This is a genomic window from Streptomyces seoulensis (genome assembly GCF_004328625.1).
GTDB lineage: Bacteria > Actinomycetota > Actinomycetes > Streptomycetales > Streptomycetaceae > Streptomyces > Streptomyces seoulensis.
The window spans coordinates 2,166,460-2,192,408 of the sequence record NZ_CP032229.1; the positions used below are offsets into that span (position 1 = coordinate 2,166,460).

Below are 25,949 nucleotides of genomic sequence, written 5' to 3' on the forward strand. Positions count from 1 at the left end.
CTACGTACTGATGTACGGACGCTTCGGATGTGCCGGATGGTTGCGCGGACCCCGGCGATCACGCCCCTCAGGAGGTGACGCCGACCGGCTCCTCCGGCTCCGACTGCCCGATGAAGGTCCGCCACATGTCCGCGTACCGGCCGTCACGGGCGAGGAGTTCGGTGTGGTGGCCGTCCTCCACGACCCGGCCGTGCTCCATCACCACGACCCGGTCGGCGCGGGCGGCCGTGGTCAGCCGGTGCGCCACCACCAGGGTGGTACGGCGGCCCGCGAGGCGGTCGGTGGCGTGGTTGACCTGCGCCTCGGTGGCCAGGTCCAGCGCGGCGGTCGCCTCGTCCAGCAGCAGCACGTCGGGGTCGACCAGCTCGGCGCGGGCCAGCGCGATCAGCTGGCGCTGGCCGGCCGAGAGGTTGCGGCCGCGCTCGGCGACCTCGTGCAGATAGCCGCCGTCCAGGGTGGCGATCATCTCGTGCGCGCCGACCGCCCGCGCCGCCGCCTCCACCTCGGCGTCGGTGGCGTCGGGCCGCCCGTACGCGATGGCGTCGCGGACCGTGCCGGGGAACAGGTACGCCTCCTGCGGCACCACCCCCAGCCGGTGCCGGTACGAGGTGAGGTCGAGCGCGCGCAGGTCGGTGCCGTCGGCGGTGACCCGGCCCGAGGTCGGGTCGTAGAACCGCGCCACCAGCTTGACCAGGGTCGACTTGCCCGCGCCGGTCTCGCCGACGAAGGCCACGGTCTGCCCGGCCGGGATGGCGAGATCGATCCCGGTGAGCGCCTCCTCCTCGTCGCCGTACGCGAACGTGACGTCCTCGAAGGCGATGTCGCCGCGCAGCGAGAGCACCTCCAGCGGGGCGTCGGCGGACCCGGTGGACGCCGGTTCGCGCAGCAGCTCCTGGATGCGGCCCAGCGAGACGGTGGCCTGCTGGTAGCCGTCGAAGACCTGGGACAGCTGCTGCACCGGGGCGAAGAACAGGTCGATGTAGAGCAGGTAGGCGACCAGCGCGCCCGTGGTCAGCGTGGCCGCCTCCACCCGCCCGGCGCCCGAGATCAGCACGGCGGCGGCCGCCACCGAGGACAGCAGCTGCACGAAGGGGAAGTAGATCGAGATCAGCCACTGGCCCCGGACGCGGGCCTGCCGGTAGGAGTCGCTGCGCTCGGCGAACCGGCGCCCGCCGTCCCGCTCGCGGCGGAACGCCTGCACGATCCTCAGGCCCGCCACCGACTCCTGGAGGTCGGCGTTGACCACCGACACCCGCTCCCGCGCCAGCTCGTACGCCTTCACGCTGGCCCGGCGGAAGAAGAAGGTGGCGAGGATCAGCGGGGGCAGGGTGGCGAACACGACGAGCGCGAGCTGGACGTCCAGCACCAGCAGGGCGCCCATGATCCCGAAGAAGGTGACGACCGAGACGAACGCGGTGACCAGGCCGGTCTGCAGGAACGTGGACAGCGCGTCCACGTCCGTGGTCATCCGGGTCATGATCCGGCCGGTCAGCTCGCGCTCGTAGTAGTCCAGGCCGAGCCGCTGGAGCTGGGTGAAGATCTTCAGCCGTAGCGCGTACAGCACCCGCTCGCCGGTACGGCCGGTCATCCGGGTCTCGCCGTACTGCGCGGTCCACTGCACCAGCACGGTGAGTAGGCCGAGCAGGGAGGCCGCCCAGACCGCGCCGAGGGCGGTACGGGTCACGCCCTCGTCGATGCCGTGCCGGATCAGCACCGGCAGCAGCAGGCCGGAGCCCGCGTCGACGGCGACCAGCGCCAGGCTGACCAGCAGCGGGCGCCCGAAGCCGTGCAGCAGGCGGCGCAGTCCGTAGGAGTCCTCGGCGCGCACCGCTCGGGCCTCGTCCACGTCCGGGGTGTCGGTGGCCGGGGGCAGCGCCTCGACCTGGGCGAGCAGCTCGGGGGTGGCCGGGGTGCCGGAGAGGGTCTCCTCCCTCGGCGTGCGGTCGCCGGTCCACAGCCGGGGGGTGACCCCGCGCTCGGCGTCGAACTCGGCGTCCAGCTCCTCGCGGAGCGTGGTGTCCTCGGCCTGCTGGGCCGGGCGGGCGTGGCCCGGCGAGGGGGCGCCCAGTTCGTCGGGGTCGGTGAGCAGCCTGCGGTAGAGCGGACAGCGCTCCTGGAGTTCCTCGTCGGTGCCGAGGTCGACCAGCCGGCCGCCGTCCAGCACGGCGATGCGGTCGGCGAGGCTGAGGGTGGAACGGCGGTGCGCGATGAGCAGAGTGGTGCGGCCCGCCATGACATGGGCGAGCGCCTCGTGGATCTCGTGCTCGACCCTCACGTCCACCGCCGAGGTGGCGTCGTCCAGCACCAGCAGGCGGGGGTCGGTGAGCAGGGCGCGGGCGAGCGCGAGGCGCTGGCGCTGGCCGCCGGAGAGGGTCAGGCCGTGCTCGCCGACCTTGGTGTCGTACCCCTCGGGCAGCTCGCGGACGAAACGGTCCGCCTGGGCGGCGCGGGCGGCGGCCTCGATCTCGTCCTGGGTGGCGTCGGGACGGCCGTACGCGATGTTCTCGCGGACCGTGGTGGAGAACAGGAAGGAGTCCTCCGGGACCAGGCCGATCGCGGCGCGCAGCGAGTCCAGCGTCAGCTCGCGGACGTCGTGGCCGCCGACCAGGACGGCGCCGTGGGTGACGTCGTAGAAGCGTGGCAGCAGCAGGGAGAGGGTGGACTTGCCGGAGCCGGAGGAGCCGACCACGGCCAGGGTCTCGCCGGGGCGGATCTCCAGGCTGAGCCCGTCCAGCACCGGGCGCTCGGGGTCGTAGCCGAAGGAGACGTCGTCGAACTCGACGGAGGCGGGGGCGTCGGCGGGGAGGGCCTTGGTGCCGCCCTTCAGGGACGGCTCGGTGTCGATCAGCTCCAGCACGCGTTCGGTGCCCGCGCGGGCCTGCTGGCCGATGGTGAGGACCACGGCGAGCATCCGGACCGGGCCGACGAGCTGGGCGAGGTAGGTGGAGAAGGCGACGAAGGTGCCCAGCGTGATGTGCCCGCGCACCGCCAGCCAGCCGCCGAGGGCCAGCATGGCGACCTGCCCGAGCGCCGGGACGGCCTGGAGGGCGGGGGTGTACTTGCTGTTCAGCCGGATGGTGCGCAGCCGCCCCGCGAACAGCCTGCGGCCGACCTCGCGCAGCTTCCCGGTCTCCTGCTCCTCCTGCCCGAACCCCTTCACCACGCGCACGCCGCTCACCGCGCCGTCGACCACGCCCGCGACGGCGGCGGCCTGGGCCTGGGCGTACCAGGTGGCGGGGTGGAGCCGGGTCCGGCTGCGGCGGGCGATCCAGCCGAGCGCGGGGGCCACGGCGAGCGCGACCAGGGTCAGCGGGAGCGACAGCCAGGCCATGATGCCGAGCGAGATCAGGAAGAGCAGGACGTTCCCGATGGTCATCGGGAGCATGAACAGCAGGCCCTGGATCAGCTGGAGGTCGCTGGTGGCGCGGCCGACGACCTGCCCGGTGGACAGCTCGTCCTGGCGGCGGCCGTCGAGCCGGGTGATCGTGTCGTACATCCCGGTGCGCAGGTCGTACTGCACGTCCAGGGCGAGCCGGCCGCCGTAGTAGCGGCGGACGTAGGTGAGGACGTAGATCAGCACGGCGGCGGCGACCAGGGCGCCGGCCCAGGGGGCCATGTCGCGGGTGTGGTCGCCGATCACGTCGTCGATGATCACCTTGGTGATCAGCGGGACCACGGCCATGACGGCCATCCCGCCCAGGGAGGCGCCCAGCGCCAGGACGACGTCCTTGGGATGGCGCCAGGCGTATCCCGCCAGCCGTCGCGCCCATCCTCGTTGCGGTCCCACCCGGGTGTCCTCCGTCGCTCTGCCCGATCTTCCGTGAGACACAAACACGGGGGTGCGAGGGGGTATTCCGGGCACTGGCGTGTCGCCCGGCGGGCGGGGTGCCCCGGTCTGTGCTGGAATGCGTCGCGTCGTACGGACCCTGCGCTGGAGGCGGGCATGGACAAGGGCAACATCGACACACCGGACGCGGCCGACCTGGACGCGGCTGCCCGGCGCTACTGCGCCTCGGAGGGCTGGGCCCTGCCGGACGGCAGCTACCCCGTCAGGCCGGCGGACCGGCACGGCGCGGAGGATCTGCGCCGGGCGATCCACGCGGTGGGGCGGGGGCGACGCGATCCGCACGACGAGATCCGGCGGCACGTGGAGGAGCGGGCGGGGGCGCTGGGGCTGACGGCGGAGATCCCGTCGGACTGGAACGCGGACGGGAGTCTTGGCTGAGGGAGTGACGGCGGGGGCCGCGAGCGCCGGTCACCGTGGGGCGGGCACGGTGACCGGCAGGGGGGGGCGCCCGGTGAGGTTCAGCCCTGCGGCGGGGTGGCGACGAACGCCTCGCGCGGGGTGTTGGTGGGGACGTAGGCGGCGGACCTGACGGCCGTCGGGACGAGGTCCTTGTGGATGACCTTGGCGACGTTCTGGATGGTGGTGACGCCGTAGTCCATCGTGCTGTTGTCCTGGGTCAGCACGGTGATCGTGTAGTCGTGGCCGCCGCCGTTGAAGGTGCCGAGGCTGTGGACGCGCCAGCCGTGGGTGGAGCGCTGGAGCCAGCCGTTCTTGACGTGCACGGCGACGGTGGAGGGTGCGCCGGCGGGGGTGCCCCAGCGCTGGGACGAGACGACCTTGCCCATCAGCTTCTGTATGTAGGCACGGGAGTTGTCGCTCAGCACGGAGTTCTTGGCGGTGACGAGCTTCAGCAGCTTCTGCTCGTCGGTGACGTTGATCTGGGTCAGGCCCCAGTAGCCGTTCGCGCCGGGCGTCGTCTTCGTCATCCCGGCGGCCGCCAGGAAGCCCTTGACCTTCGTCGTGCCGAGCTGCTTCCACAGCTTGCTGGTCGCGGTGTTGTCCGACTTCGTGATCATCGCGGTGGCGAGCGAGGTCTCGGTGCTCGTCAGGTACCGGTTGTGCTTCTTCGCGTCCCACAGCAGGGTGGCCAGCACGGTGACCTTGACGGTGCTGGCGGAGTCGTACGCGCTGGTCGCCCGCAGCGTGCACGTCGTCTTCGTGCCCGCCTCGTACACCCCGAGCGCCACACTCCCCTTCCGCGTGGCGAGCGCGGCCCCGATGTCCTTGCTGAGCTTGGCCGCGAGCCCGGCCTTGGCGGAGGTGCAACTGACCGCCGTAGCGGCGGATGCGGGGGCGGCCCCGAGGACGGGCACGAGCAGCGCCCCTCCGACCACGGCAGCGAGCGCGCCTTTCCGGGCGCGGGGTGATATCCGATGCGTCATGCACGGATTGACTCTTGGGGAGGGGGGAGGGTTGCACTGGTGTTCGTGGAGGTCTGGGGGGCGGCACCTCCGCCCGACGTGATCATGACGCGATCTCTGCCGCCTCTTGACGTTCTCTTCGATTGCAAACGACCGTCCCCACCAGGGTCGTTGGGTTGGCGCGTCGACGGAGCGGACGAGAGCGGCACATGGGCGACCGGGGCAGCGACGGCAAGATACTCGACATCAAGATCGCCGATCTGAAGAAGACGGCTCCGCGTCTCCAGACGCACAGTCACGACGGAGAAGATCGGGCACGCCGCGTCCATCCTCTCCGACGGCATGGCGAGCGTCCACGAAGCGATGAGCTACCTGCAGAACGTGCTCGGCTTCTCCCCGCTCGCGGCCGGGCTGGCCTTCGGCGTGCTGGGCGCGGGTACGGTCCTCGGCGGCTCGGCGGCGCCCCGGGTCATCGCCCGGCTGGGCAACAGGCGGACGCTGATCGTCGGCGGCCTCGTCCAGGCGGCGTCCACGGCCGCACTGCTGGGCCTCGGCGAAGGACACGGCTCACTGGCGCTCCTGCTCGCCGCCACCTTCACCGGCGGCGTCGGCAACATGCTCGTCATCGTCGGCTTCATGGCCACCGCCGCCTCCGGCCTGGCCGACCACGAACAGGGCCTCGCCACCGGCCTCACCACGATGACCCAGCAGATCGGCATCACCATGGGCACCCCGATCATGAGCGCGACCGCCACCACCGCAACGCCCGGCACGACCGCCCCAGCCGTCCTGACGGGCCTGAAGACGGCGATCACGGTGAACACGGCCTAGGGGCCCCAAGCAGCCCTCAAGACAGCCGACTTGCCAGATCTCGTCACACAACGGCCACTCCCCCTTCACCGTCACTTAGGCGTGTCCATGTCACGCTCGTTGTCCGTTCAGTCAACCCGCGTAGATCGGCACCCTCATGCCCGTGACGCACATGCACCGTTGGAAGGCTCCGGCGCTGGCCGTTTCGGCTCTGCTTGTCGGACTCACCCTGCCCGCCGCGGCCGCCGGCCCGGCGAGCGCGACGACGACCTCGTACGACACCACGTACTACAAGAACGCCGTCGGCAAGACGGGCGCGAGTCTCAAGTCCTCGCTGCACACCATCATCAGCAGCCAGAGCAAGATCTCGTACTCGGCGGTCTGGGACGCGCTGAAGGTCACCGACCAGGACCCGAACAACAGCAACAACGTGATCCTGCTCTACAGCGGCGTCTCGCGTGCCAAGTCCCTGAGCGGGGGCAGCACCGGCGACTGGAACCGCGAGCACGTGTGGGCCAAGTCGCACGGCGACTTCGGCGAGGTGACCGGCCCCGGCACCGACCTGCACCACCTGCGCCCGGCGGACGTGTCGGTCAACAGCGTCCGCGGCAACAAGGACTTCGACGACGGCGGCAGCGCGGTCAGCGGCGGGGGCGGCAGCCTCACCGACTCCGACTCCTTCGAGCCGCGCGACGCGGACAAGGGCGACGTGGCCCGGATGATCCTCTACATGGCCGTCCGCTACGACGGGGGCGACGGCTTCGCCGACCTGGAGCCCAACGAGAAGGTCGACAACGGCAGCAACCCGTACATCGGGAAACTGTCCGTCCTCAAGCAGTGGAACGACGAGGACCCGCCGAGCGCCTTCGAGGAGAAGCGCAACCAGGTCATCTACGACACCTACCAGCACAACCGGAACCCGTTCATCGACCACCCGGAGTGGGTCGACGCGATCTGGTAGGAGCAGCACGACGGTGGTGAACTCCCCCGCGCGAAGGGGGAGTTCACCACCGTGCGGCCGGTCAGCCCAAGTGCGTGGGCGCGAACATCCGCAGTACCGCCGGCAGTACGACCACCGACGGGCCCGGTGCGGCCAGCGCCTTGGCGAGGTCCGCTTCCAGGGTCTCCGGGGAGGTGCGGACGCCCGGTACTCCGAAGGACTCCGCGAGGGCGACGTAGTCCGGGCGGGTCAGCTCGGTGGCGGTCGGCTCGCCGAAGGCGTCCGTCATGTACTCGCGGAGGATGCCGTAGCCGCCGTCGTCGACGATGAGCCAGGTGACGGGGAGGCCGTACTGCTTGGCCGTCGCCAGCTCGGCGATGGAGTACAGCGCGCCCCCGTCGCCGGAGACGGCGAGGACCGGGCGGGTCGGGTCGGCCGCGGCCGCGCCGAGGGCGGCGGGGAAGCCGTAGCCGAGGCCGCCCGCGCCCTGGGCGGAGTGCATGGTGTTGGCGCCGCGCGGGTCGAAGGCGGACCAGGCCCAGTAGGCGAGGATCGTCATGTCCCAGAAGGACGGCGAGCCGGCCGGGAGCGCACGGCGGACGGAGGCCAACACGTCCTGCTCCAGGCTGAGTTCCTGACCGGCGATACGGTCACCGATCCGGGCGAGCACGTCCCGGACCCGTTCCGGCGCCGTGCCGTCGGTCCGCTCGGACACCGTCTCCAGCAGGGCCTGGAGCGCGAGGCGGGCGTCGGCGTGGATGCCCAGCGCCGGGTGGTTGGACTCCAGCTTGCCGAGGTCGGCCTCGATCTGGATCACCCGGCCGCGCGGCTTGAACGTGTGGTAGTTCGAGGAGAGTTCACCGAGCCCCGACCCGACCACCAGCAGGACGTCCGCGTCCTCCAGCAGGTCGGTCATGTGCCGGTCCTCCAGCCAGGACTGGAGGGACAGCGGGTGCTCCCAGGGGAAGGCACCCTTGCCGCCGAAGGTGGTCACCACGGGGGCGTCCAGCTTCTCCGCGAGCCGGCGCAGCTTGCCCGAGGCGTCCGCCCGTACGACCCCCCCGCCCGCGATGATCGCGGGTCGCAGCGCACGGGACAGCAAGTCGGCTGCCACAGCCGTGAGTTCGACGCGCGGGACGAGTTCCTCCGGGGTCGCGTCCGGGGCCGTCACCACCGGCAGCGAGGTCTGAGCCAGCAGCACGTCCTGCGGGATCTCCACCCACACCGGCCCGTGCGGAGCGGTCAGCGCCGAACGCCAGGCTTCCGCGATGGCCGACGGGATCTGCGACTGCGAGCGCACCGTGTGAACCGACTTCACCACCCCCCGGAACGATGCCGACTGATCCGGGAGTTCGTGCAGATAACCGTGCCGGCCACCGCCCAGGCCGGCGGTCGGGATCTGGCTGCTGATCGCCAGCACCGGCGCCGACGCCGACGCCGCCTCCTGGAGCGCCGCCAGCGAGGTCAGCGCGCCCGGCCCGGTGGAGAGCAGCAGCGGCGCCGCCTCCCCGGTGATCCGGCCGTACGCGTCCGCCGCGAAGCCCGCGTTGTTCTCCACCCTGAGGCCGACGTAGCGCAGCGAGGAGCGGCGCAGCGCGTCGAACATGCCGAGCGCGTGCTGGCCGGGCAGGCCGAAGACGGTGGTCGCGCCGAGCCCGGCCAGGGTCTCCACGACCAGGTCGCCGCCGTTGCGCCCCGGCGGGGGATTCAGGGCCGCCTCTGTCTGCGCCTCGGTCGGGCGGAGTTCCAGGTCGTGGTCGTGCGTCACGTCGCTTACGCGTCCTTCCGGGCCGCCGCGATCTGACGGCTCATGATGGTGGTGAGTTCGTACGCCGTGTGCGAGGCCGCGACCGACGTGATCTCGGCGTGGTCGTAGGCCGGGGCGACCTCGACCACGTCGGCCGAGACGAGGTTGCAGGAGGCGAGGCCGCGCAGGATCTCCAGCAGCTCGCGGGAGGTCATGCCGCCCGCCTCCGGGGTGCCGGTGCCCGGGGCGTGCGCCGGGTCGAGGCAGTCGATGTCGATGGAGATGTACAGCGGGCGGTCCCCGATGCGCTGGCGGAGCTGGTCGGCGACCTCGTCCGCGCCCCGGCGGTAGACGTCGGCGGAGGTGACGATGCCGAAGCCCATCTTCTCGTCGTCCGTCAGGTCCTGCTTGCCGTACAGCGGGCCGCGCGTGCCGACGTGGGACAGCGCCTCGGTGTCGAGGATGCCCTCCTCCACCGCGCGGCGGAACGGGGTGCCGTGGGTGTACTCGGCGCCGAAGTAGGTGTCCCAGGTGTCGAGGTGCGCGTCGAAGTGCAGCAGCGCCACCGGGCCGTGCTTCCTGGCGACCGAGCGCAGCAGGGGCAGCGCGATGGTGTGGTCACCGCCCAGCGTCATCAGGCGGGCGCCGGTGCCGAGCAGGTCGTCGGCGGCGGCCTCGATGGTGTCGACGGCCTCGTTGATGTTGAACGGGTTCACCGCGATGTCGCCGCCGTCCGCGACCTGCGCGAGGGCGAAGGGCGAGGCGTCCTGGGCGGGGTTGTACGGGCGCAGCAGCCGGGACGCCTCGCGGATGGCGTTGCCGCCGAAGCGGGCGCCGGGCCGGTACGAGACGCCGGAGTCGAACGGCACGCCGACCACGGCGACGTCCGCGCGGCCGACCTCGTCCAGCCGGGGCAGCCGGGCGAAGGTCGCGGGGCCCGCGTAGCGCGGGACGCGGGAGGAGTCGACGGGCCCGCGGGGCGTCTCGGAGCTGCTCATTCTGAAATGCCTTCTTCCTTGCGCTTCGTCGCGCATGTACTGCTTTCCGTACGACTCTACTGGTGAGCCGGTACCGGTTCGGACGGGAGTTCGGGGGACTTGCCGGCGAGGCGGTCGCGCCAGACGGCGAGGACGCGTTCGTCGGTGGGCCTGGTCGCCAGGGAGACCACCAGATAGGCGGCGAGGGAGGCGAGCAGGCCGTAGTAGACGGGCTCGTTGGCGAGGATGCCGTAGCCGGCCATCAGACCGATCACCGCGAGGCCGCCGACGATCACGGCGGCGAGCGCGCCCTGCACGGTGCCGCGCTTCCACAGCAGGCCGCCGAGGATCGGCACCAGCAGCCCGCCGACGAGCAGGTTGTAGGCGACGGTCAGCGCCTCGACCACGTTGTTCAGCGCGATGGCGGTGCCGATCACACCGACGCCCATGATCAGGATGAAGACGCGGTTGCCCCTCACCTCGTCGTGCTCCTCGCCGCCGGGGCGGACGATGCCGCGCAGCCGGGACCAGATGTCGTTGTTGGCGACGGTCGCGCAGGCGATCAGGGCGCCGGAGGAGGTGGACATCACGGCGGCGAGGGCGGCGGCCAGCACCAGACCCCGTACACCGATGGGGAGTTCGTCCTTGACGATGGTGGCGAAGGCGTCGTCGGGGCTGGCGAGCCCCGGGTAGAGCACCTTGGCCGCGGTGCCGATCACCGAGCCGGCCACCGCGTAGACCAGACAGTACGTGCCGGACGCGGTGCCTCCCCACCGGGCGGTGCGGTCGTCGCGGGCGGTGAACACGCGCTGCCAGATGTCCTGGCCGATCAGCATGCCGAAGGTGTAGATCAGGACGTAGGTGAAGATCGTCTCGCCGCCGATGCCCAGCGGGTCGAAGTACGAGGTCGGCAGCTTGGCCTTCATCCCGGAGAAGCCGCCCGCCTTGACCACCGCGATGGGCAGCAGCAGGAGCAGCACGCCGATGGTCTTCACCACGAACTGCACCATGTCGGTGAGCGTGATCGACCACATGCCGCCGAGGGTGGAGTAGGCGACGACGATCGAGCCGCCGAGGACGATCGCCAGGGTGCGGTTCATGTCGAACAGCACGTCGAAGATGGTGGCGTAGGCGATGGTCGAGGTGACCGCCAGCATCAGGGTGTACGCCCACATGACCACGCCGGAGATGACCCCGGCCCGGCCGCCGTAGCGCAGGTCCAGCATCTCGGAGACGGTGTAGACCTTCAGCCGGGCGATGCGGGCCGAGAAGAACACCGACAGGGCGAGCAGGCCGAGGCCGATGGTGAAGACCATCCAGGCGCCGGAGAGGCCGTACTTGTAGCCGAGGCCGACCCCGCCGATGGTGGACGCGCCGCCGAGCACGATCGCGGCCATGGTGCCGGAGTACATGACCGGGCCCAGTCTGCGGCCGGCCACCAGGAACTCGCTCTTGGACTTGGCACGGCGCATGCCCCACCAGCCCATGGCCAGCATCCCGGCGAGATAGACGACGATCACTGTGTAGTCGACGGCCATGGGCTGGGGCCCTCCTTCGCGCGCTTGTCCGGTGGCGTGTCGTGCTCTGGCGTGGGGGTGTCGACGGCAGCGGTTCGCGGGGACATCCGCCCGTACCCGCGGCTGCCGTTCCGCTAGACGATAGGTGGCCGGAAAGCGACTGCGAAGTGTACGTTTCATCCATATGAACGGGGTGGACCGGAGGATGTGCACACCATGTCGGAGCCGACCGCCCCGTCCGTCCCGCCGACCCCGCCCGTACCGCTCTCCGCGCTGCTGGCCCGCGAGGACCTGGGTCTGCGCCAGATCGCCGGTCCCCCGGCGCCGGACACCGTGATCCACTGGGCGCACACCTCGGAGATGGCCGACCCGTACCCGTATCTGCTGGGCGGCGAGCTGCTGCTGACGGCGGGGGTGCACGTGCCGGAGGCTGCTGGAGCCGATGGGGGTGCCCCCCGCTCGAGCGAAGCCGAGAGCTCGGGGGACTACTTCGAGGACTACGTGTCCCGGATCGTCGCGGCCGGCGGCGCGGCCCTCGGCTTCGGGCTGGCCCCGGTGCACGACACGGTGCCACGCGCGCTGGTCGCCGCCTGCGAGGCGTACGGGCTTCCGCTGCTGGAGGTGCCGCCCCGGACCACGTTCTCCGGGGTGGCCCGCGCGGTGTGGCAGCTGATGGCGCAGGCCCGGCTCGCCGAGCTGCGCCGGGTCACCGAGGCCCAGCAGAGCCTCGCGGCCGCCGCCTCCCGTCCCGACCCGGTCCCCTCGGTGCTGCGCCAGCTCGCCCAGCGCCTCTCCGCGCACGCCCTGCTGTACGGCCCGGACGGCACGGTGATCGCGAGCGCGGGCCGCGCCCCGGTGCCGGGCACCCAGGAGGCGCTGCGGAAACTGACGGCGGTGGTACGGCCGGACACCGCACGGGAGGCTCCCGCCTCGGCCACCGATGCCCTGGCGGACACCCAGCTCGCCGCCTACGCGCTCGGCGGGAGCAGCGGGTTCGTGCTCGGTGTTGCCACGCGCGGGCGTGAACCGGCCGACCACACCATCGCCTCCGTCGCCGCCGTCCTGCTCTCCCTGCTGACCGGCGAGCACCAGAGCGGGGCGGGCGCGGCCCGGTCCTCGGCACTGGTGCGGCTGCTGCTGGGCGCGGCCCCGGCGGAGGTGGCCGGGCTGCTGGGGAGCGGCGGGCGGTGGCTCGTCGTGCACGCCCGCCCGGAGCACGGCACCCCCGACCCCGTGGGCGCGACCGCCCTCGGCGCGGCGCTCGGCTCACCCCTGATCGACCTGGGCCGGGACGTCGTACGCGTCCTCGTGCCCGCCGGGCGGGAGCCGGCCGCGCAGCCCGGCTGGACGCTGGGCGTCGGCGCGCCCGCCGAACCCGACGGCTGGCCGGCCGCCGACGCGCAGGCCGCCCGCGCGCTGGCCCGCGCCCGCGCCACCCGCGCCCCGCTGGTCCGGCACGGCGTCCGGCCGGGCCTGACCGAACTGGTGCCGCGCGCGGACGCGGAGGAGTACGCGCGAACCCTCCTCGCCCCGCTCGCGGCGGCCCCGGCGCTCACCGAGACCCTGCGCACCTGGCTTTCCCTGCACGGGAGTTGGGACCGTACGGCCGTCGCGCTGGACGTGCACCGCAACACCGTCCGCCAGCGCGTCACCCGCTGCGCGACCCTCCTCGGCACGGATCTGGACGATCCGGACGTACGCATGGAGCTGTGGTTCGCGCTGCGCGACCGATGATCCACCGGGATCGCCCGGAAGAGGGGCGTCCCGGAGACGGCGGATCGTTCGCTGCCCCACAATGGGGGGCATGCCGATATCCGGGACGCCCAGCCGTGCTCAGCTCGTCGACCATCTGGTGAGAACGCGGATCGCGGGGGACGTGGCGACACCCCGCGAGAACAACCTCTCCCACTACCGCAGGCTGGCCAACGGCGACCGGCACTACTGGCTCGGCCTGGAGCTGGGCGACCGCTGGACCGACGAGCAGGACGTGCTCGCGGTGATGGCCGAGCGGGTCGGCGTGAACGACGACGCCGAGCACCGGTACGGGCAGGACACCATCGACCCGGAGCTGACCGTCGCCGCGCTGGAGCGGCTCGCGCTGCGGCTGCGCAAGGCGGCCGAGGACCGCCAGCGGGTGCTGTTCGCCACCGGGCATCCCGGCGGCCTGCTGGACGTGCACCGGGCGACCGCCGCCGCGCTGCGCGCCGCCGGCTGCGAGATCGTCGTCATCCCGGAGCGGCTGCAGACCGACGAGGGGTACGTCATGCAGTTCGCGGACGTGGCCGTGCTGGAGCACGGCGCGACCTTGTGGCACACCCACTCCGGGGACCCGATGCGCGCCATCCTCACCGGACTCGAACGCGAGGGCCGCGAACTGCCCGACCTCGTCGTGGCCGACCACGGCTGGGCGGGATACGCGGCCCAGCACGGCGTCGACGCGGCCGGGTACGCCGACTGCAACGACCCGGCGCTGTTCCTCGCCGAGGCCGAGGGCACGCTCCAGGTGGCGATCCCGCTGGACGACCACGTGGTCAGCCCCCGTCACTACGACCCGATGACGGCGTACCTGCTGGACCAGGCCGGACTGGCCTGATCCTGTCCCCGGACGCGGGAGTGCGACCCCCTCGGGGGCCGCACGTCTCGCTCAGATTGCGGTGTTGTCAGCGACCGTGACCGCCGCCACCGTGACCGCCACCACCGTGACCGCCGCCGTAGCCGCCGCCGTGACCGCCGCCGTAGCCGCCGCCATGGCCGCCACCGTAGCCGTAGCCGCCGTGGCCGTAACCGTTGTGGCCGTAACCGCCGTGGCCGTAGCCACCCCAGTAGTTGTCGTTGTCACCCCAGTTGTTCCAGTTGTTCCAGTTGTTGCGGTGGTGACGGCCCCAGCCGTCATCGTTCCACCAGCCGCGGTCGTGGTTGTACCTGTTGTGACCGTCCCGGTAGTCCCGGTCGTAGGAGCTGTGGTGCCCGTTCTGGGTCGCCGAAGCGGTGCCCGCGGCGCCCACCGCTGCTCCGCCGGCCAGCAGAAGGCCGGTGGCGGACAGGGCGACAAGACGCCTCGCGCGCGTTGATCGCATGAGAAATTACCTTCCATCTCCATCGTCTCTCGCGATCCCGATCTGGGTGCGAGGTGGATGGCCGTCACCGCGAAGAGGAAGATTGCGGCACGGTCTTCAGGTTTCACCGCAGTGAACTGAGCGGCACGGTCGTGCTCCGCCGACGCCTTACAGACCACCTGTGCGCGTTCACGCGACCAGATGCTGCGGCTGAGGTCCGGGAAGCCGGAATCCTCGTCACCGGGCATGCCGTGTGCTGCGGCTTTCACTCATGAAGCCTAGTCCCGGATGCGTCGCGCGTCCTGTTGAGCGGTCTACTGAGTGACCAGGTGTCTCAGGTGCCACGCGCACGCTGCGGCAGCTCTCGCGACCAAGGGTGTCCGAGCAGGTCAACTTCGGCTCCGGGCAACCGTTTTGACGCCTCAGCGGGGTACGCGGACCACGCCCTCCTGGACGACGGAGATGGCGAGGGCGCCGTCCCGCGTGTAGATGCGGGCCTGGCCCAGACCCCGGCCGCCGTGTGCGGAAGGGGACTCCTGGTCGTAGAGGAGCCACTCGTCGGCGCGGAAGGGGCGGTGGAACCACATCGCGTGGTCCAGGGAGGCCCCGACCACGTCCCCGACGGCCCAGCCGCCGCGCCCGTGGGCGAGCAGCACCGAGTCGAGCAGGGTCATGTCGGAGACGTAGGTGGCGAGGACGACGTGCAGCAGAGGGTCGTCGGCCAGCTTGCCGTTGGCGCGGAACCAGACCTGGCTGTGCGGCTCGCGCGGGGCGCCGAACTCCCCGTACGGCGGCTCGTCCACGTACCGCAGGTCGATCGCCTCGCGGGCCTCCAGGAAGCGCTCCACGACCTCAGGGTCGAGGTGGGCGTAGCCGCGCAGGCGCTCCTGGGACGTCGGCAGGGTGGCCGGGTCGGGCGCCTGGGGCATGGGGGCCTGGTGGTCGAGGCCGTCCTCGTACGCCTGGAAGGACGCGGAGAGGTGGAAGATCGGCTTGCCGTGCTGGACGGCGACCACGCGGCGGGTGGTGAAGGAACGGCCGTCGCGGATGCGGTCGACGCTGTAGACGATCGGCGCGCCGGGGTCGCCGGTGCGCAGGAAGTACGCGTGCAGCGAGTGGGCGGCGCGGTCGGCGGGGACCGTGCGCCCCGCCGCGACCAGCGCCTGCGCGGCGACCTGGCCGCCGAAGACGCGGGGGACGACGGCGGAGCGGGACTGCCCGCGGTAGATGTCCTCCTCGATCCGCTCGAGGTCGAGCAGATCGAGGAGGTCCTGAAGTGCCTGGCTCATGTCGTGTGGTTGTACCGGCCAGTCATTTCGGGGGCCTTACAGACCCATGTCCTTGGCGATGATCGACTTCATGATCTCGCTGGTGCCGCCGTAGATGCGGTTGACGCGGTTGTCCGCGTACAGGCGGGCGATCGGGTACTCGTTCATGTAGCCGTAGCCGCCGTGGAGCTGGAGGCAGCGGTCGATCACGCGGTGGGCGACCTCGGTGCAGAACAGCTTGGCGGAGGCGGCCTCGGCGGGGGTCAGCTCGCCGGCGTCCAGCGCCTCGGTGGCACGGTCGGCGACGGCCTCGGCGGCGTCGACCTCGGCCTGGCAGGCGGCCAGCTCGAACTTGGTGTTCTGGAAGTGCGAGACCGGCTTGCCGAAGACGGTGCGGTCCTGGACGTAACTCTTGGCGAAGCGGACGGCCGCCTTGGCCTGGGCGTAGGCGCCGAAGGCGATGCCCCAGCGCTCGGAGGCCAGGTTGTGGCCGAGGTAGGAGAAGCCCTTGTTCTCCTCGCCGAGCAGGTCCTCGACGGGGACCTTGACGTCCACGAAGGCGAGTTCGGCGGTGTCGGAGGTCTTCAGGCCGAGCTTGTCCAGCTTGCGGCCGACCGAGTAGCCCTCGGACTTGGTGTCCACGGCGAAGAGGGAGATGCCGAACCGGCGGTCGTCCTCCTTCGGGGCGGAGGTGCGGGCGCAGACGATGACCTTGTCGGCGTGCACACCGCCGGTGATGAAGGTCTTGGCGCCGTTGAGGACGTAGTGCGTGCCGTCCTCGGAGAGCTTGGCGGTGGTCTTCATGCCCGCGAGGTCCGAGCCGGTGCCGGGCTCGGTCATCGCGATGGCCCACATCTCCTCGCCGGTGACGAACTTCGGCAGGAAACGCTTCTTCTGCTCGTCCGTGGCCAGCATCTTGATGTACGGCAGGGCGAGCAGCACGTGCACGCCGGAGCCGCCGAACTGGACGCCCGCGCGGGCGGTCTCCTCGTAGAGGACCGCCTCGAACTTGTGGCTGTCGAGGCCCGCGCCGCCGAACTCCTCGGGGACGTTGATCCCGAAGATGCCCAGCTCGCCGAGCTTGTAGTAGAAGTCGCGCGGAGCCTGACCGGCGGCGAACCACTCGTCGTAGACCGGCACGACCTCGGACTCGATGAAGTCCCGGAGAGTCTCCCGGAACGCCTCGTGATCCTCGTTGAACACCGTACGGCGCACGCCGCCACCTCCACGTACCTCGGCATGACACAGGGCATGTCTAAGCGCTTGCTCAACCGAAGGTACCGGCGAGTACGTTCACCGTCCAGGGTGAGCTTCCCCACCCCGGGCGACGCTCAGTTCCCGGCCTTGCCGTATCGCCGGAAGTCGGCGGTGTCGATCAGCCAGGGGCCGAAGGGGACGGTGTCGCCGAAGATGTACACGTCCTTGCGGACGTAGCGGCCCTTGCAGGGGTCGGAGTGGGCTTCGATCGTGCCGGTGCGGGGGTCGACGATCAAGTAGTGGGCGATGCCCATGGCGGGGTAGTCGGCCAGCTTCTCGGTGTAGTCACTGGCCGGGTTCGACGGAGACACGATCTCGACGACCCCCAGCACCTGCGCCGCATCGACCGCGATGCCCTCTTCGTCGAGGGCGTCCTCGGGAATGACGACCGCGTCGGGGAGACGCATACGGCCGATCGCCGGGTGTTCGATCTCGGGGCCGCTCGCGCAGATATAGCCGGGATGGGTGCGGAGAAGCTGTTCATCCAGCTGCTTGCAGATGCGGCGAACCGTGCCCTCATGACGCTTCGACGGGCACATCATGGCCAGTACCGGGCCCGACGGACCGATCTCGACGCTCCAGGCTCCTTCGAGCCGCTCGGCGTAGGCGCCGAGCTCCCCGGCGATCGCGCGCATCTTCGCGTAGTCCATGAGGTCAGCGTACTGAGATGCCTCCTGCTGCGGGCCCGTTCAGGACCCGGCCGCCTCGAACGCCCCCCGGGCCATCCGGTGCAGCAGGGTCGCTGTGGCCGCTCGGCCGGGGAGGGTGCCGGCTCGGCCGAGGTGGGGGGTGGAATTGAGGAGGCCGAAGACGGAGTGGACGGCGGAGCGGGCGGCGGGTTCCGTCAGGGCGGGGTGGGTCTCGCGGACGACGCCGACCCAGAGTTCGACGTACTGGCGCTGGAGCTGGCGGACGAGCTTGCGGTCGCTGTCGCGCAGCCGGTCCAGCTCGCGGTCGTGCAGGGTGATCAGGGGGCGGTCGTCCAGGGCGAAGTCGATGTGGCCCTCGATGAGGGAGTCCAGGACGGCGAAGGCGCCCGCCTGTCCGTCCGCCTCGGCGACCCTGCGCCGCGCGCCGGTGAGGAGCTGGCCGCTGATGCCCACCAGCAGCTCGGCGAGCATCGCGTCCTTGCCGGGGAAGTGCCGGTAGAGGCCGGGGCCGCTGATGCCGACCGCCGCCCCTATCTCGTCCACGCCCACGCCGTGGAACCCGCGCTCGGCGAAGAGGCGGGCGGCCTCCTTGAGGATCTGCTGCCGCCGGGTCGGGGCGTCGGTTCTGCTGGCCATGCGGGTCATTGTAGACAGCGAGGTTAGCGGTCGTTAACCTGAGGGAAATGCGTTAACGCTCATTAACAAGGTGAGGGGTTCGCAGGATGCACGAGGCACCGGAGCTGACGAGCGCGGCAGACCCCGCGTCGACGGCCTGGCAGGCCAATGAACAGGCCCATCTCGCCCTGGGCGAGGAACTGCGCGCCAAGCTGGCGGCCGCGGCCCTCGGCGGCGGCGAGAAGGCGCGCGCCCGCCACACCGCGCGCGGCAAGCTGCTGCCGAGGGACCGGGTGGACGCCCTGCTCGATCCCGGCTCCCCCTTCCTGGAGCTGGCCCCTCTCGCGGCCGACGGGATGTACGAGGGCCAGGCCCCGGCGGCGGGGGTGATCGCCGGCATCGGCCGGGTCAGCGGCCGCGAATGCGTGATCGTCGCCAACGACGCGACCGTCAAGGGCGGCACGTACTACCCGATGACGGTGAAGAAGCACCTGCGCGCCCAGGAGGTGGCCCTCGACAACCGCCTGCCCTGTGTCTACCTGGTGGACTCCGGCGGCGCCTTCCTGCCCATGCAGGACGAGGTCTTCCCCGACCGCGACCACTTCGGCCGCATCTTCTACAACCAGGCCCGCATGTCCGCGGCCGGCATCCCGCAGATCGCCGCCGTCCTCGGCTCCTGCACGGCCGGCGGCGCGTACGTCCCGGCGATGAGCGACGAGGCGGTGATCGTCCGCGACCAGGGCACGATCTTCCTCGGCGGCCCCCCGCTGGTGAAGGCCGCCACCGGCGAGGTCGTCACGGCGGAGGAGCTGGGCGGCGGCGAGGTCCACTCCCGCGTCTCCGGCGTCACCGACCACCTCGCGGAGGACGACGCGCACGCGCTCAGGATCGTGCGGAACATCGTCGCCACCCTCCCCGCCCGCAAGGACGCCCCCTGGGAGGTGACGGCGGCCGTCGAGCCCAAGGTCGACCCCTTCGGGCTGTACGGCGCGGTCCCGGTCGACTCCCGCACCCCCTACGACGTCCGCGAGATCATCGCCCGCGTGGTGGACGGCTCGCGCTTCAGCGAGTTCAAGTCCGAGTTCGGCCAGACCCTGGTCACCGGCTTCGCCCGCATCCACGGCCACCCGGTCGGCATCGTCGCCAACAACGGCATCCTGTTCTCCGAGTCCGCCCAGAAGGGCGCGCACTTCATCGAGCTGTGCGACCAGCGCGGCATCCCGCTGGTCTTCCTCCAGAACATCTCCGGCTTCATGGTCGGCAAGGACTACGAGGCGGGCGGCATCGCCAAGCACGGCGCCAAGATGGTCACCGCCGTCGCCTGCACCCGCGTACCGAAGCTGACGGTCGTCGTCGGCGGTTCCTACGGCGCGGGCAACTACTCGATGTGCGGCCGCGCCTACTCCCCCCGCTTCATGTGGATGTGGCCCGGCGCCAAGATCTCCGTCATGGGCGGCGAACAGGCCGCCTCGGTGCTCGCCACGGTCAAGCGGGACCAGATGGAGGCGCGCGGCGAGGAGTGGCCCGCCGAGGACGAGGACGCCTTCAAGGCCCCGATCCGCGCCCAGTACGAGGGCCAGGGCAGCGCCTACTACGCCACCGCCCGCCTCTGGGACGACGGCGTGATCGACCCGCTCCAGACCCGTCAGGTGCTCGGACTCGCCCTGACCGCCTGTGCCAACGCGCCGCTGGGAGAGCCCCGGTTCGGCGTCTTCCGGATGTGAGAGGGAGGGGAACTTCCGTGTTCGACACAGTGCTGGTCGCCAACCGGGGCGAGATCGCCGTACGGGTCATCCGTACGCTCCGTGCGCTCGGCGTGCGCTCGGTGGCGGTCTTCTCCGACGCCGACGCCGACGCGCGGCACGTCCGGGAGGCCGACACGGCCGTCCGGATCGGCCCGGCCCCGGCTTCGGAGAGCTATCTGTCGGTGGAGCGGCTGCTGGAGGCCGCCGCCCGCACCGGCGCCCAGGCGGTCCACCCCGGCTACGGCTTCCTCGCCGAGAACGCCGGCTTCGCGCGCGCCTGCGAGGAGGCGGGGCTCGTCTTCATCGGGCCGTCCGCCGACGCCATCGCCCTGATGGGCGACAAGATCCGCGCCAAGGAGACGGTGGCGGCGTACGGGGTGCCGGTCGTGCCGGGCTCCAGCGGCAGCGGCCTGACCGACGCCCAACTGGCCGACGCGGCCCGGGAGATCGGCACCCCCGTGCTACTCAAGCCCTCGGCGGGCGGCGGCGGCAAGGGCATGCGTCTGGTGCGGGACGTCTCCGCCCTGGAGGACGAGATCGCGGCCGCCCGCCGCGAGGCCCGCGCCTCCTTCGGCGACGACACCCTGCTGGTGGAGCGGTGGATCGACCGCCCCCGGCACATCGAGATCCAGGTGCTCGCCGACGGCCACGGCAACGTGGTCCACCTCGGCGAGCGCGAGTGCTCGCTCCAGCGGCGCCACCAGAAGATCATCGAGGAGGCGCCCAGCGTCCTGCTCGACGAGGCGACCCGCGCCGCGATGGGCGAGGCGGCCGTGCAGGCGGCCCGCTCGTGCGGCTACCGGGGCGCGGGCACGGTGGAGTTCATCGTGCCGGGCAACGACCCGTCCTCGTACTACTTCATGGAGATGAACACCCGTCTCCAGGTCGAGCACCCCGTCACCGAGCTGATCACCGGCCTGGATCTGGTCGAGTGGCAGCTGCGGGTGGCCTCCGGCGAGCCGCTGGGCTTCGCCCAGGAGGACGTGACCCTCACCGGGCACGCGGTGGAGGCGCGCATCTGCGCCGAAGACCCCTCGCGGGGCTTCCTCCCCTCCGGCGGAACGGTCCTGCTGCTGACCGAGCCGCAGGGCGACGGCGTCCGCACCGACTCCGGGCTCAGCGAGGGCACCGAGGTCGGCAGCCTGTACGACCCGATGCTGTCCAAGGTGATCGCCTACGGCCCCGACCGCGCGACCGCCCTGCGCAAGCTCCGCGCGGCCCTCGCGGAGACGGTCACCCTGGGCGTCCCGACCAACGCGGGCTTCCTGCGCCGCCTCCTCGCCCACCCTGCCGTGATGGCGGGCGAACTGGACACCGGGCTGGTGGAGCGCGCGGTGGACGACCTGATCCCGTCCGGCGTGCCGGAGGAGGTCTACGAGGCTGCGGCGGCCGTGCGCCTGGAGGAGCTGCGCCCCTCGGGCGAGGGCTGGGTGGACCCCTTCTCGGTGCCGGACGGCTGGCGGCTGAGCGGGACTCCGAAGCCGGTGTCGTTCCCGCTGCGTGTCGGGGGACTCGAACCCGTCACCCGGACCGCCCGCGCTGCCGAGGTCACCGATGACCGGGTGACCGTCACCCTGGACGGCGTCCGGCACACCTTCCGCCGCGCCGCCGACTGGCTCGGGCGGGACGGGGACGCCTGGCAGGTGCGGGACCACGACCCGGTCGCCGCCTCGCTGAGCCGCTCCGCGCACGCGGGCGCCGACTCGCTGACCGCGCCCATGCCGGGCACGGTGACGGTGGTGAAGGTGGCCGTGGGCGACGAGGTCGAGGCCGGGCAGAGCCTGCTGGTGGTGGAGGCGATGAAGATGGAGCACGTCGTCTCCGCCCCGCACGCCGGCACGGTCGCCGAACTCGACGTGACGCCCGGCAGCACGGTCGCCATGGACCAGGTGCTGGCCGTCATCGCGCCGAAGGAGGAGACGGAGTGAACGCGCTGCCCATGGTCGTCCCCGAGCCCGGCCTGCCCACGCGGGTCCGCATCCACGAGGTGGGCGCGCGCGACGGCCTGCAGAACGAGAAGACGGCCGTACCGACGAAGGTGAAGGCGGAGTTCATCCGCCGCCTGCGCACGGCGGGCCTGACCACCATCGAGGCGACCAGCTTCGTGCACCCCAAGTGGGTGCCCCAACTGGCCGACGCCGAGGAGCTGTTCCCGCAGATCTCCGACGTGGACGCCGAACTGCCCGTGCTGGTCCCCAACCAGCGCGGCCTGGACCGGGCGCTCGCCCTCGGCGCGCGCCGGATCGCGGTGTTCGCCAGCGCCACGGAGTCCTTCGCCAAGGCCAACCTCAACCGCACGGTGGACGAGTCGCTGGCGGTGTTCGAGCCGGTGGTGCGGCAGGCCAAGGACGCGGGCGCCCATGTGCGCGGCTATGTGTCGATGTGCTTCGGCGACCCCTGGGAGGGCGAGGTACCGCTCCCCCAGGTGGTCCGGGTGTGCACGGCCCTGCGGGACATGGGCTGCGACGAGCTGAGCCTCGGCGACACCATCGGCGTCGCCACCCCGGGCCAGGTCCGCGCCCTGCTCACCCTGCTCGACGAGGCGGGCCTGCCCACGGCGGAACTCGGCGTGCACTTCCACGACACCTACGGCCAGGCGCTCGCCAACACCTACGCGGCGCTCCAGCACGGCGTCACCACCGTCGACGCCTCCGCGGGCGGCCTCGGCGGCTGCCCCTACGCCAAGTCCGCCACCGGCAACCTCGCCACCGAGGACCTGGTCTGGATGCTGCGCGGCCTCGGCATCGAGACCGGCGTCGACCTGGAGGCGCTGACCGCCACCAGCGTCTGGATGGCCGGCCACCTGGGCCGCCCGAGCCCCTCCCGCACCGTCCGCGCCCTCGGCCCCACGACCCAGCCCGACAAGGACCAGTGATCAGCATGGACCACCGCCTCAGCCCCGAGCTGGAGGAACTCCGCCGCACGGTGGAGGAGTTCGCGCACGACGTCGTGGCGCCGAAGATCGGCGACTTCTACGAGCGGCACGAGTTCCCGTACGAGATCGTCCGCGAGATGGGCCGGATGGGCCTGTTCGGGCTGCCGTTCCCCGAGGAGTACGGCGGGATGGGCGGCGACTATCTGGCGCTGGGCATCGCGCTGGAGGAGCTGGCCCGGGTGGACTCCTCGGTGGCCATCACCCTGGAGGCCGGCGTATCGCTGGGCGCCATGCCGATCCATCTGTTCGGCACCGAGGAGCAGAAGGCCGAGTGGCTGCCCCGGCTGTGCTCGGGCGAGATCCTGGGCGCCTTCGGGCTGACCGAGCCGGACGGAGGCTCGGACGCGGGCGCGACCCGTACGACGGCCCGGCTGGACCCGGACACCGACGAATGGGTCATCAACGGCAGCAAGTGCTTCATCACCAACTCCGGCACCGACATCACCGGCCTGGTGACGGTCACCGCGGTCACCGGCCGCAAGCCGGACGGCAGGCCGCTGATCTCCGCGATCATCGTCCCCTCGGGCACACCGGGCTTCACGGTCGCGGCGCCCTACTCCAAGGTCGGCTGGAACGCCTCCGACACCCGTGAGCTGTCCTTCCAGGACGTGCGGGTCCCGGCCGCCAACCTGCTCGGCGAAGAGGGCCGTGGCTACGCGCAGTTCCTGCGCATCCTGGACGAGGGCCGCATCGCCATCGCCGCGCTGGGCACCGGGCTCGCGCAGGGCTGCGTGGACGAGTCGCTGCGGTACGCCAAGGAGCGGCACGCCTTCGGCCGGGCCATCGGCACCAACCAGGCCATCCAGTTCAAGCTGGCCGACATGGAGATGAAGGCCCACACCGCCCGTCTCGCCTGGCGTGACGCGGCGGCCCGGCTGGTGGCCGGCGAGCCTTTCAAGAAGGAGGCGGCCATCGCCAAGCTGTACTCCTCCACCATCGCCGTCGACAACGCCCGGGACGCCACCCAGGTCCACGGCGGCTACGGCTTCATGAACGAGTACCCGGTGGCCCGCATGTGGCGTGACTCCAAGATCCTGGAAATCGGCGAGGGCACCAGCGAGGTCCAACGCATGCTGATCGCCCGTGAGTTGGGCCTTACCGGCTGACCTCGGAGAAGACTCCGACGGGGGCGGATGCCCCAGCCCTGGACAATGAGCAAGGTTAGGCTAACCTTGCTGCGAATTGGTCAGGCGGTGTCCGCCCCGGTCGAAAGCAGTCATACCCATGCCCCACACCCGTGCCACCCACCTCACTCGCCGCGGCATCCTCGCCGCGGGCGGCGCCCTCGGTCTCGGCGCCGTGCTCGCCGCCTGTGGCGACGACAAGGGGAAGAGCGGTGGCTCCGAGGGCGGGGCCAAGCCCGGCAAGTCCGGCGCGTGGAGCTTCAAGGACGACCGCGGGCAGACCGTGAAGCTGGACTCGGTCCCCACGAAGATCGTCGCCTTCACCGGTGTCGCCGCCGCGCTGTTCGACTACGGCATCGAGGTCAAGGGCGTGTTCGGCCCGACCAAGACCAAGGACGGCAAGGCCGATGTGCAGGCCGGCGACATGGACGTCAGCAAGCTGACCGTCTTCGGCAATGTCTTCAACCAGTTCAACGTCGAGGAGTACGCGGCCTTCGCCCCGCAGGTCCTCATCACCACCACCTTCGACCCCAGGGGCGCCCTCTGGTACGTGCCCCTGGAGTCCGCCGCGAAGATAGCCGAGCTGGCGCCCAGCGTCGCCGTCTCGGTCTACGACCGCCCGCTCACCGCCCCGCTCCAGCGGATGTGGGAGCTGGCCGAGTCCCTCGGCGCCGACACCAAGTCCGCCAGGATCACCGACGCCAAGAAGCGCTTCGAGGCGGCCACGGCCCGACTGCGCAAGGCGGCCAAGTCCCGCCCCGAGATCAAGGTGATGGCCGGCTCCGCCGCGCAGGACGCGTTCTACGTCTCCGGCACCAACCTCTCCGCGGACCTGGAGTACTTCAAGTCCCTCGGCGTGAACTTCGTCGAGCCCTCGGAGGCGGCCAAGAAGCCCACCGGCGGCTGGTTCGAGACGCTGAGCTGGGAGAACGTCGACAAGCACCCGGCCGACGTCATCATCATGGACGACCGTTCCTCGGCCATCCAGCCCGCCGACATCACCAAGGCCACCTGGAAGAAGCTGCCCGCCGTCAAGGCCGGCCAGGTCATCCCCCGCTCCGCCGAGCCGATCCTGTCCTACGACAAGTGCGCCCCGCTGCTGGAGAACCTCGCCAAGGCCATCGAGACGGCCAAGAAGGTCGGCTGACCCCTGCCCGAATGACCCCTTCCTGACGTTCAGGAGCCCCGCATGACGACGGCCGTAGCCGCCCCGTTCCGTTTCTTCGCCCTCCAGGTGGCCCGGACGAGGCGGCTCGGTCCGTCTCTGCTGCGGGTCACCTTCAACGGGCCCGAGCTGGCCGGGTTCCACTCGCTCGGCCGCGACCAGTCCCTCTCGCTGTTCCTGCCGCACCCCGGCCAGAGCGAGCCCGCCGTCCCGCTGGAGCTGGGCGACGACTGGTGGCACGGCTGGCGTGAACTCCCGGACGACGTACGGGCGGTGATGCGCTCGTACACCCTGCGCGCGCTGCGCCGGGACCCGGACGAGATCGACGTCGACTTCGCCCTGCACGGCACCGAGCCCGGCGCCCCGGTCCCGGCCGGCCCCGCCTCCCGCTGGGCCGCCGGTGCGGTCGCGGGCGACCGGGTGCTGCTGCTCGGCCCGGCGCTCGCCGACAACCGGGCGATCCGGTTCCGGGCCCCGGAGGACACCGATCTGATCGTCATGTGGGGCGACGAGACCGCCGTACCGGCCGCGACCGCCGTACTGGAGTCGCTGCCGGCGTCCGCCCGGGTGCACGCCTGGCTGGAGGTGCCGCACGCCGGGGACATCCAGGACGTGCGCACCGAGGCGGACGCCCGCGTCACCTGGCTGGTCCGGCGCCAGGGCGCCCCCTCGGCCGTTGAGGCCCTGCGCGCGGCCCCACTCCCGGCGCACACCAGCCCGTACGTCTGGCTGGCCGGTGAGGCGAGCCAGGTGCGGGAGCTGCGCCGGCACGTCGTCGGAGAGCGCGGCACCGACCGGCGGCGGGTGACGTTCGTCGGTTACTGGCGGCGCGGGATGACGGAGGAACAGCTCCGCGCGAGCGCCGCGTAGGCACGGAGACCCTCGGGGTGACCGTCGTCACGGGAAGGGTGTGATCACGCATTGACTTAGGTTAG

At 71.6% G+C, this 25,949-nt stretch carries 20 protein-coding genes and 1 pseudogene; 11 read left to right on the forward strand and 10 right to left on the reverse strand.

Annotated elements, in window-relative coordinates; genetic code table 11:
* Positions 1–67: 67 nt before the first annotated feature.
* Positions 68–3,787 (reverse strand): ABC transporter ATP-binding protein, encoded by a 3,720-nt coding sequence (locus tag D0Z67_RS10130; protein ID WP_031182399.1) that lies wholly within the window; start codon positions 3,785–3,787, stop codon positions 68–70.
* A gap of 156 nt (positions 3,788–3,943) precedes the next feature.
* Between D0Z67_RS10130 and D0Z67_RS10135 the strand changes: the two genes are divergently transcribed.
* Complete coding sequence (locus D0Z67_RS10135) at positions 3,944–4,225, forward strand: hypothetical protein (protein ID WP_031182400.1); 282 nt, start codon at positions 3,944–3,946, stop codon at positions 4,223–4,225.
* Between the two features lie 80 nt (positions 4,226–4,305).
* On the opposite strand, the gene D0Z67_RS10140 is transcribed toward D0Z67_RS10135, so the two are convergent.
* A complete protein-coding gene (locus D0Z67_RS10140; RefSeq protein WP_037775467.1) occupies positions 4,306–5,229 on the reverse strand; it encodes a serine hydrolase in 924 nt (307 codons plus the stop codon).
* Between the two features lie 348 nt (positions 5,230–5,577).
* On the opposite strand from D0Z67_RS10140, the pseudogene D0Z67_RS10145 reads away from it, so the two are divergent.
* Both D0Z67_RS10145 and D0Z67_RS10150 read left to right on the forward strand, forming a co-directional pair.
* Positions 5,578–6,039 (forward strand): annotated as a pseudogene (locus D0Z67_RS10145) (MFS transporter); the annotation flags it as partial.
* Between the two features lie 136 nt (positions 6,040–6,175).
* Positions 6,176–6,979, forward strand: a complete 804-nt coding sequence (locus D0Z67_RS10150) for an endonuclease I family protein (protein ID WP_031182403.1) — start codon at positions 6,176–6,178, stop codon at positions 6,977–6,979.
* A 61-nt stretch (positions 6,980–7,040) separates the two neighbouring features.
* Here D0Z67_RS10150 and D0Z67_RS10155 read toward each other — a convergent pair whose 3' ends face one another.
* The 3 genes from D0Z67_RS10155 to D0Z67_RS10165 are packed head-to-tail and all read right to left on the reverse strand — an operon-like array spanning position 7,041 to position 11,220.
* Positions 7,041–8,726 carry a thiamine pyrophosphate-binding protein gene (locus tag D0Z67_RS10155; protein WP_031182404.1) on the reverse strand — a complete coding sequence of 562 codons (1,686 nt, stop codon included), beginning with the start codon at positions 8,724–8,726 and terminating at the stop codon, positions 7,041–7,043.
* Between the two features lie 5 nt (positions 8,727–8,731).
* Positions 8,732–9,703 (reverse strand): agmatinase, encoded by a 972-nt coding sequence (gene speB, locus D0Z67_RS10160; protein ID WP_031182405.1) that lies wholly within the window; start codon positions 9,701–9,703, stop codon positions 8,732–8,734.
* Between the two features lie 56 nt (positions 9,704–9,759).
* A complete protein-coding gene (locus D0Z67_RS10165) occupies positions 9,760–11,220 on the reverse strand; it encodes a sodium:solute symporter family protein (RefSeq protein ID WP_031182406.1) in 1,461 nt (486 codons plus the stop codon).
* Positions 11,221–11,415: 195 nt separating this feature from the next.
* Here D0Z67_RS10165 and D0Z67_RS10170 point away from each other — a divergent pair, with 195 nt between their 5' ends.
* Positions 11,416–12,933: a PucR family transcriptional regulator gene (locus D0Z67_RS10170; RefSeq protein WP_031182407.1), complete on the forward strand. Its 1,518-nt coding sequence runs from the start codon at positions 11,416–11,418 to the stop codon at positions 12,931–12,933.
* 70 nt (positions 12,934–13,003) lie between these two features.
* A complete protein-coding gene (locus D0Z67_RS10175; RefSeq protein ID WP_031182408.1) occupies positions 13,004–13,792 on the forward strand; it encodes a phosphatase in 789 nt (262 codons plus the stop codon).
* Positions 13,793–13,859: 67 nt separating this feature from the next.
* Here the strand turns inward: D0Z67_RS10175 and D0Z67_RS10180 are convergent, their stop codons facing one another.
* The 5 genes from D0Z67_RS10180 to D0Z67_RS10200 all read right to left on the reverse strand — a co-directional run bounded on the left by D0Z67_RS10180 (position 13,860) and on the right by D0Z67_RS10200 (position 18,066).
* Positions 13,860–14,276, reverse strand: a complete 417-nt coding sequence (locus tag D0Z67_RS10180) for a hypothetical protein (RefSeq protein WP_131589633.1) — start codon at positions 14,274–14,276, stop codon at positions 13,860–13,862.
* Positions 14,277–14,677: 401 nt separating this feature from the next.
* Entirely contained in the window at positions 14,678–15,544 is an 867-nt protein-coding gene (tesB, locus tag D0Z67_RS10185) for an acyl-CoA thioesterase II (protein WP_031182410.1), read from the reverse strand.
* 36 nt (positions 15,545–15,580) lie between these two features.
* Complete coding sequence (locus tag D0Z67_RS10190; protein WP_031182411.1) at positions 15,581–16,738, reverse strand: acyl-CoA dehydrogenase family protein; 1,158 nt, start codon at positions 16,736–16,738, stop codon at positions 15,581–15,583.
* 116 nt (positions 16,739–16,854) lie between these two features.
* Positions 16,855–17,430: a Uma2 family endonuclease gene (locus D0Z67_RS10195; protein ID WP_031182412.1), complete on the reverse strand. Its 576-nt coding sequence runs from the start codon at positions 17,428–17,430 to the stop codon at positions 16,855–16,857.
* A gap of 39 nt (positions 17,431–17,469) precedes the next feature.
* Positions 17,470–18,066 (reverse strand): SACE_7040 family transcriptional regulator, encoded by a 597-nt coding sequence (locus tag D0Z67_RS10200; protein ID WP_031182413.1) that lies wholly within the window; start codon positions 18,064–18,066, stop codon positions 17,470–17,472.
* Between the two features lie 86 nt (positions 18,067–18,152).
* Between D0Z67_RS10200 and D0Z67_RS10205 the strand changes: the two genes are divergently transcribed.
* The 6 genes from D0Z67_RS10205 (at position 18,153) to D0Z67_RS10230 (ending at position 25,884) form a co-directional block, all read left to right on the forward strand.
* Positions 18,153–19,769 carry a carboxyl transferase domain-containing protein gene (locus tag D0Z67_RS10205; RefSeq protein ID WP_031182414.1) on the forward strand — a complete coding sequence of 539 codons (1,617 nt, stop codon included), beginning with the start codon at positions 18,153–18,155 and terminating at the stop codon, positions 19,767–19,769.
* 17 nt (positions 19,770–19,786) lie between these two features.
* Positions 19,787–21,718 (forward strand): acetyl/propionyl/methylcrotonyl-CoA carboxylase subunit alpha, encoded by a 1,932-nt coding sequence (locus tag D0Z67_RS10210; protein WP_031182415.1) that lies wholly within the window; start codon positions 19,787–19,789, stop codon positions 21,716–21,718.
* An 11-nt stretch (positions 21,719–21,729) separates the two neighbouring features.
* On the forward strand, positions 21,730–22,665 hold the full coding sequence (locus tag D0Z67_RS10215; protein ID WP_031182416.1) for a hydroxymethylglutaryl-CoA lyase: 936 nt from the start codon (positions 21,730–21,732) through the stop codon (positions 22,663–22,665).
* Between the two features lie 5 nt (positions 22,666–22,670).
* Entirely contained in the window at positions 22,671–23,831 is a 1,161-nt protein-coding gene (locus D0Z67_RS10220) for an acyl-CoA dehydrogenase family protein (RefSeq protein WP_031182417.1), read from the forward strand.
* 118 nt (positions 23,832–23,949) lie between these two features.
* A complete protein-coding gene (locus tag D0Z67_RS10225; protein ID WP_031182418.1) occupies positions 23,950–24,996 on the forward strand; it encodes an ABC transporter substrate-binding protein in 1,047 nt (348 codons plus the stop codon).
* Positions 24,997–25,038: 42 nt separating this feature from the next.
* Positions 25,039–25,884: a siderophore-interacting protein gene (locus tag D0Z67_RS10230; RefSeq protein WP_031182419.1), complete on the forward strand. Its 846-nt coding sequence runs from the start codon at positions 25,039–25,041 to the stop codon at positions 25,882–25,884.
* The last annotated feature ends 65 nt before the right edge of the window (positions 25,885–25,949 follow it).

Bases quoted from the DNA above. Each gene is read 5' to 3' on its own strand.
- D0Z67_RS10230 (WP_031182419.1), top strand. From the start codon at position 25,039: ATGACGACGGCCGTAGCCGCCCCGTTCCGTTTCTTCGCCCTCCAGGTG.
- D0Z67_RS10225 (WP_031182418.1), top strand. From the start codon at position 23,950: ATGCCCCACACCCGTGCCACCCACCTCACTCGCCGCGGCATCCTCGCC.
- D0Z67_RS10150 (WP_031182403.1), top strand. From the start codon at position 6,176: ATGCCCGTGACGCACATGCACCGTTGGAAGGCTCCGGCGCTGGCCGTT.
- D0Z67_RS10140 (WP_037775467.1), bottom strand. From the start codon at position 5,229: ATGACGCATCGGATATCACCCCGCGCCCGGAAAGGCGCGCTCGCTGCC.
- D0Z67_RS10180 (WP_131589633.1), bottom strand. From the start codon at position 14,276: ATGCGATCAACGCGCGCGAGGCGTCTTGTCGCCCTGTCCGCCACCGGC.
- speB (WP_031182405.1), bottom strand. From the start codon at position 9,703: ATGAGCAGCTCCGAGACGCCCCGCGGGCCCGTCGACTCCTCCCGCGTC.
- D0Z67_RS10205 (WP_031182414.1), top strand. From the start codon at position 18,153: ATGCACGAGGCACCGGAGCTGACGAGCGCGGCAGACCCCGCGTCGACG.
- D0Z67_RS10135 (WP_031182400.1), top strand. From the start codon at position 3,944: ATGGACAAGGGCAACATCGACACACCGGACGCGGCCGACCTGGACGCG.
- D0Z67_RS10215 (WP_031182416.1), top strand. From the start codon at position 21,730: ATGGTCGTCCCCGAGCCCGGCCTGCCCACGCGGGTCCGCATCCACGAG.
- D0Z67_RS10220 (WP_031182417.1), top strand. From the start codon at position 22,671: ATGGACCACCGCCTCAGCCCCGAGCTGGAGGAACTCCGCCGCACGGTG.
- D0Z67_RS10195 (WP_031182412.1), bottom strand. From the start codon at position 17,430: ATGGACTACGCGAAGATGCGCGCGATCGCCGGGGAGCTCGGCGCCTAC.
- D0Z67_RS10175 (WP_031182408.1), top strand. From the start codon at position 13,004: ATGCCGATATCCGGGACGCCCAGCCGTGCTCAGCTCGTCGACCATCTG.
- D0Z67_RS10200 (WP_031182413.1), bottom strand. From the start codon at position 18,066: ATGGCCAGCAGAACCGACGCCCCGACCCGGCGGCAGCAGATCCTCAAG.
- tesB (WP_031182410.1), bottom strand. From the start codon at position 15,544: ATGAGCCAGGCACTTCAGGACCTCCTCGATCTGCTCGACCTCGAGCGG.
- D0Z67_RS10165 (WP_031182406.1), bottom strand. From the start codon at position 11,220: ATGGCCGTCGACTACACAGTGATCGTCGTCTATCTCGCCGGGATGCTG.
- D0Z67_RS10170 (WP_031182407.1), top strand. From the start codon at position 11,416: ATGTCGGAGCCGACCGCCCCGTCCGTCCCGCCGACCCCGCCCGTACCG.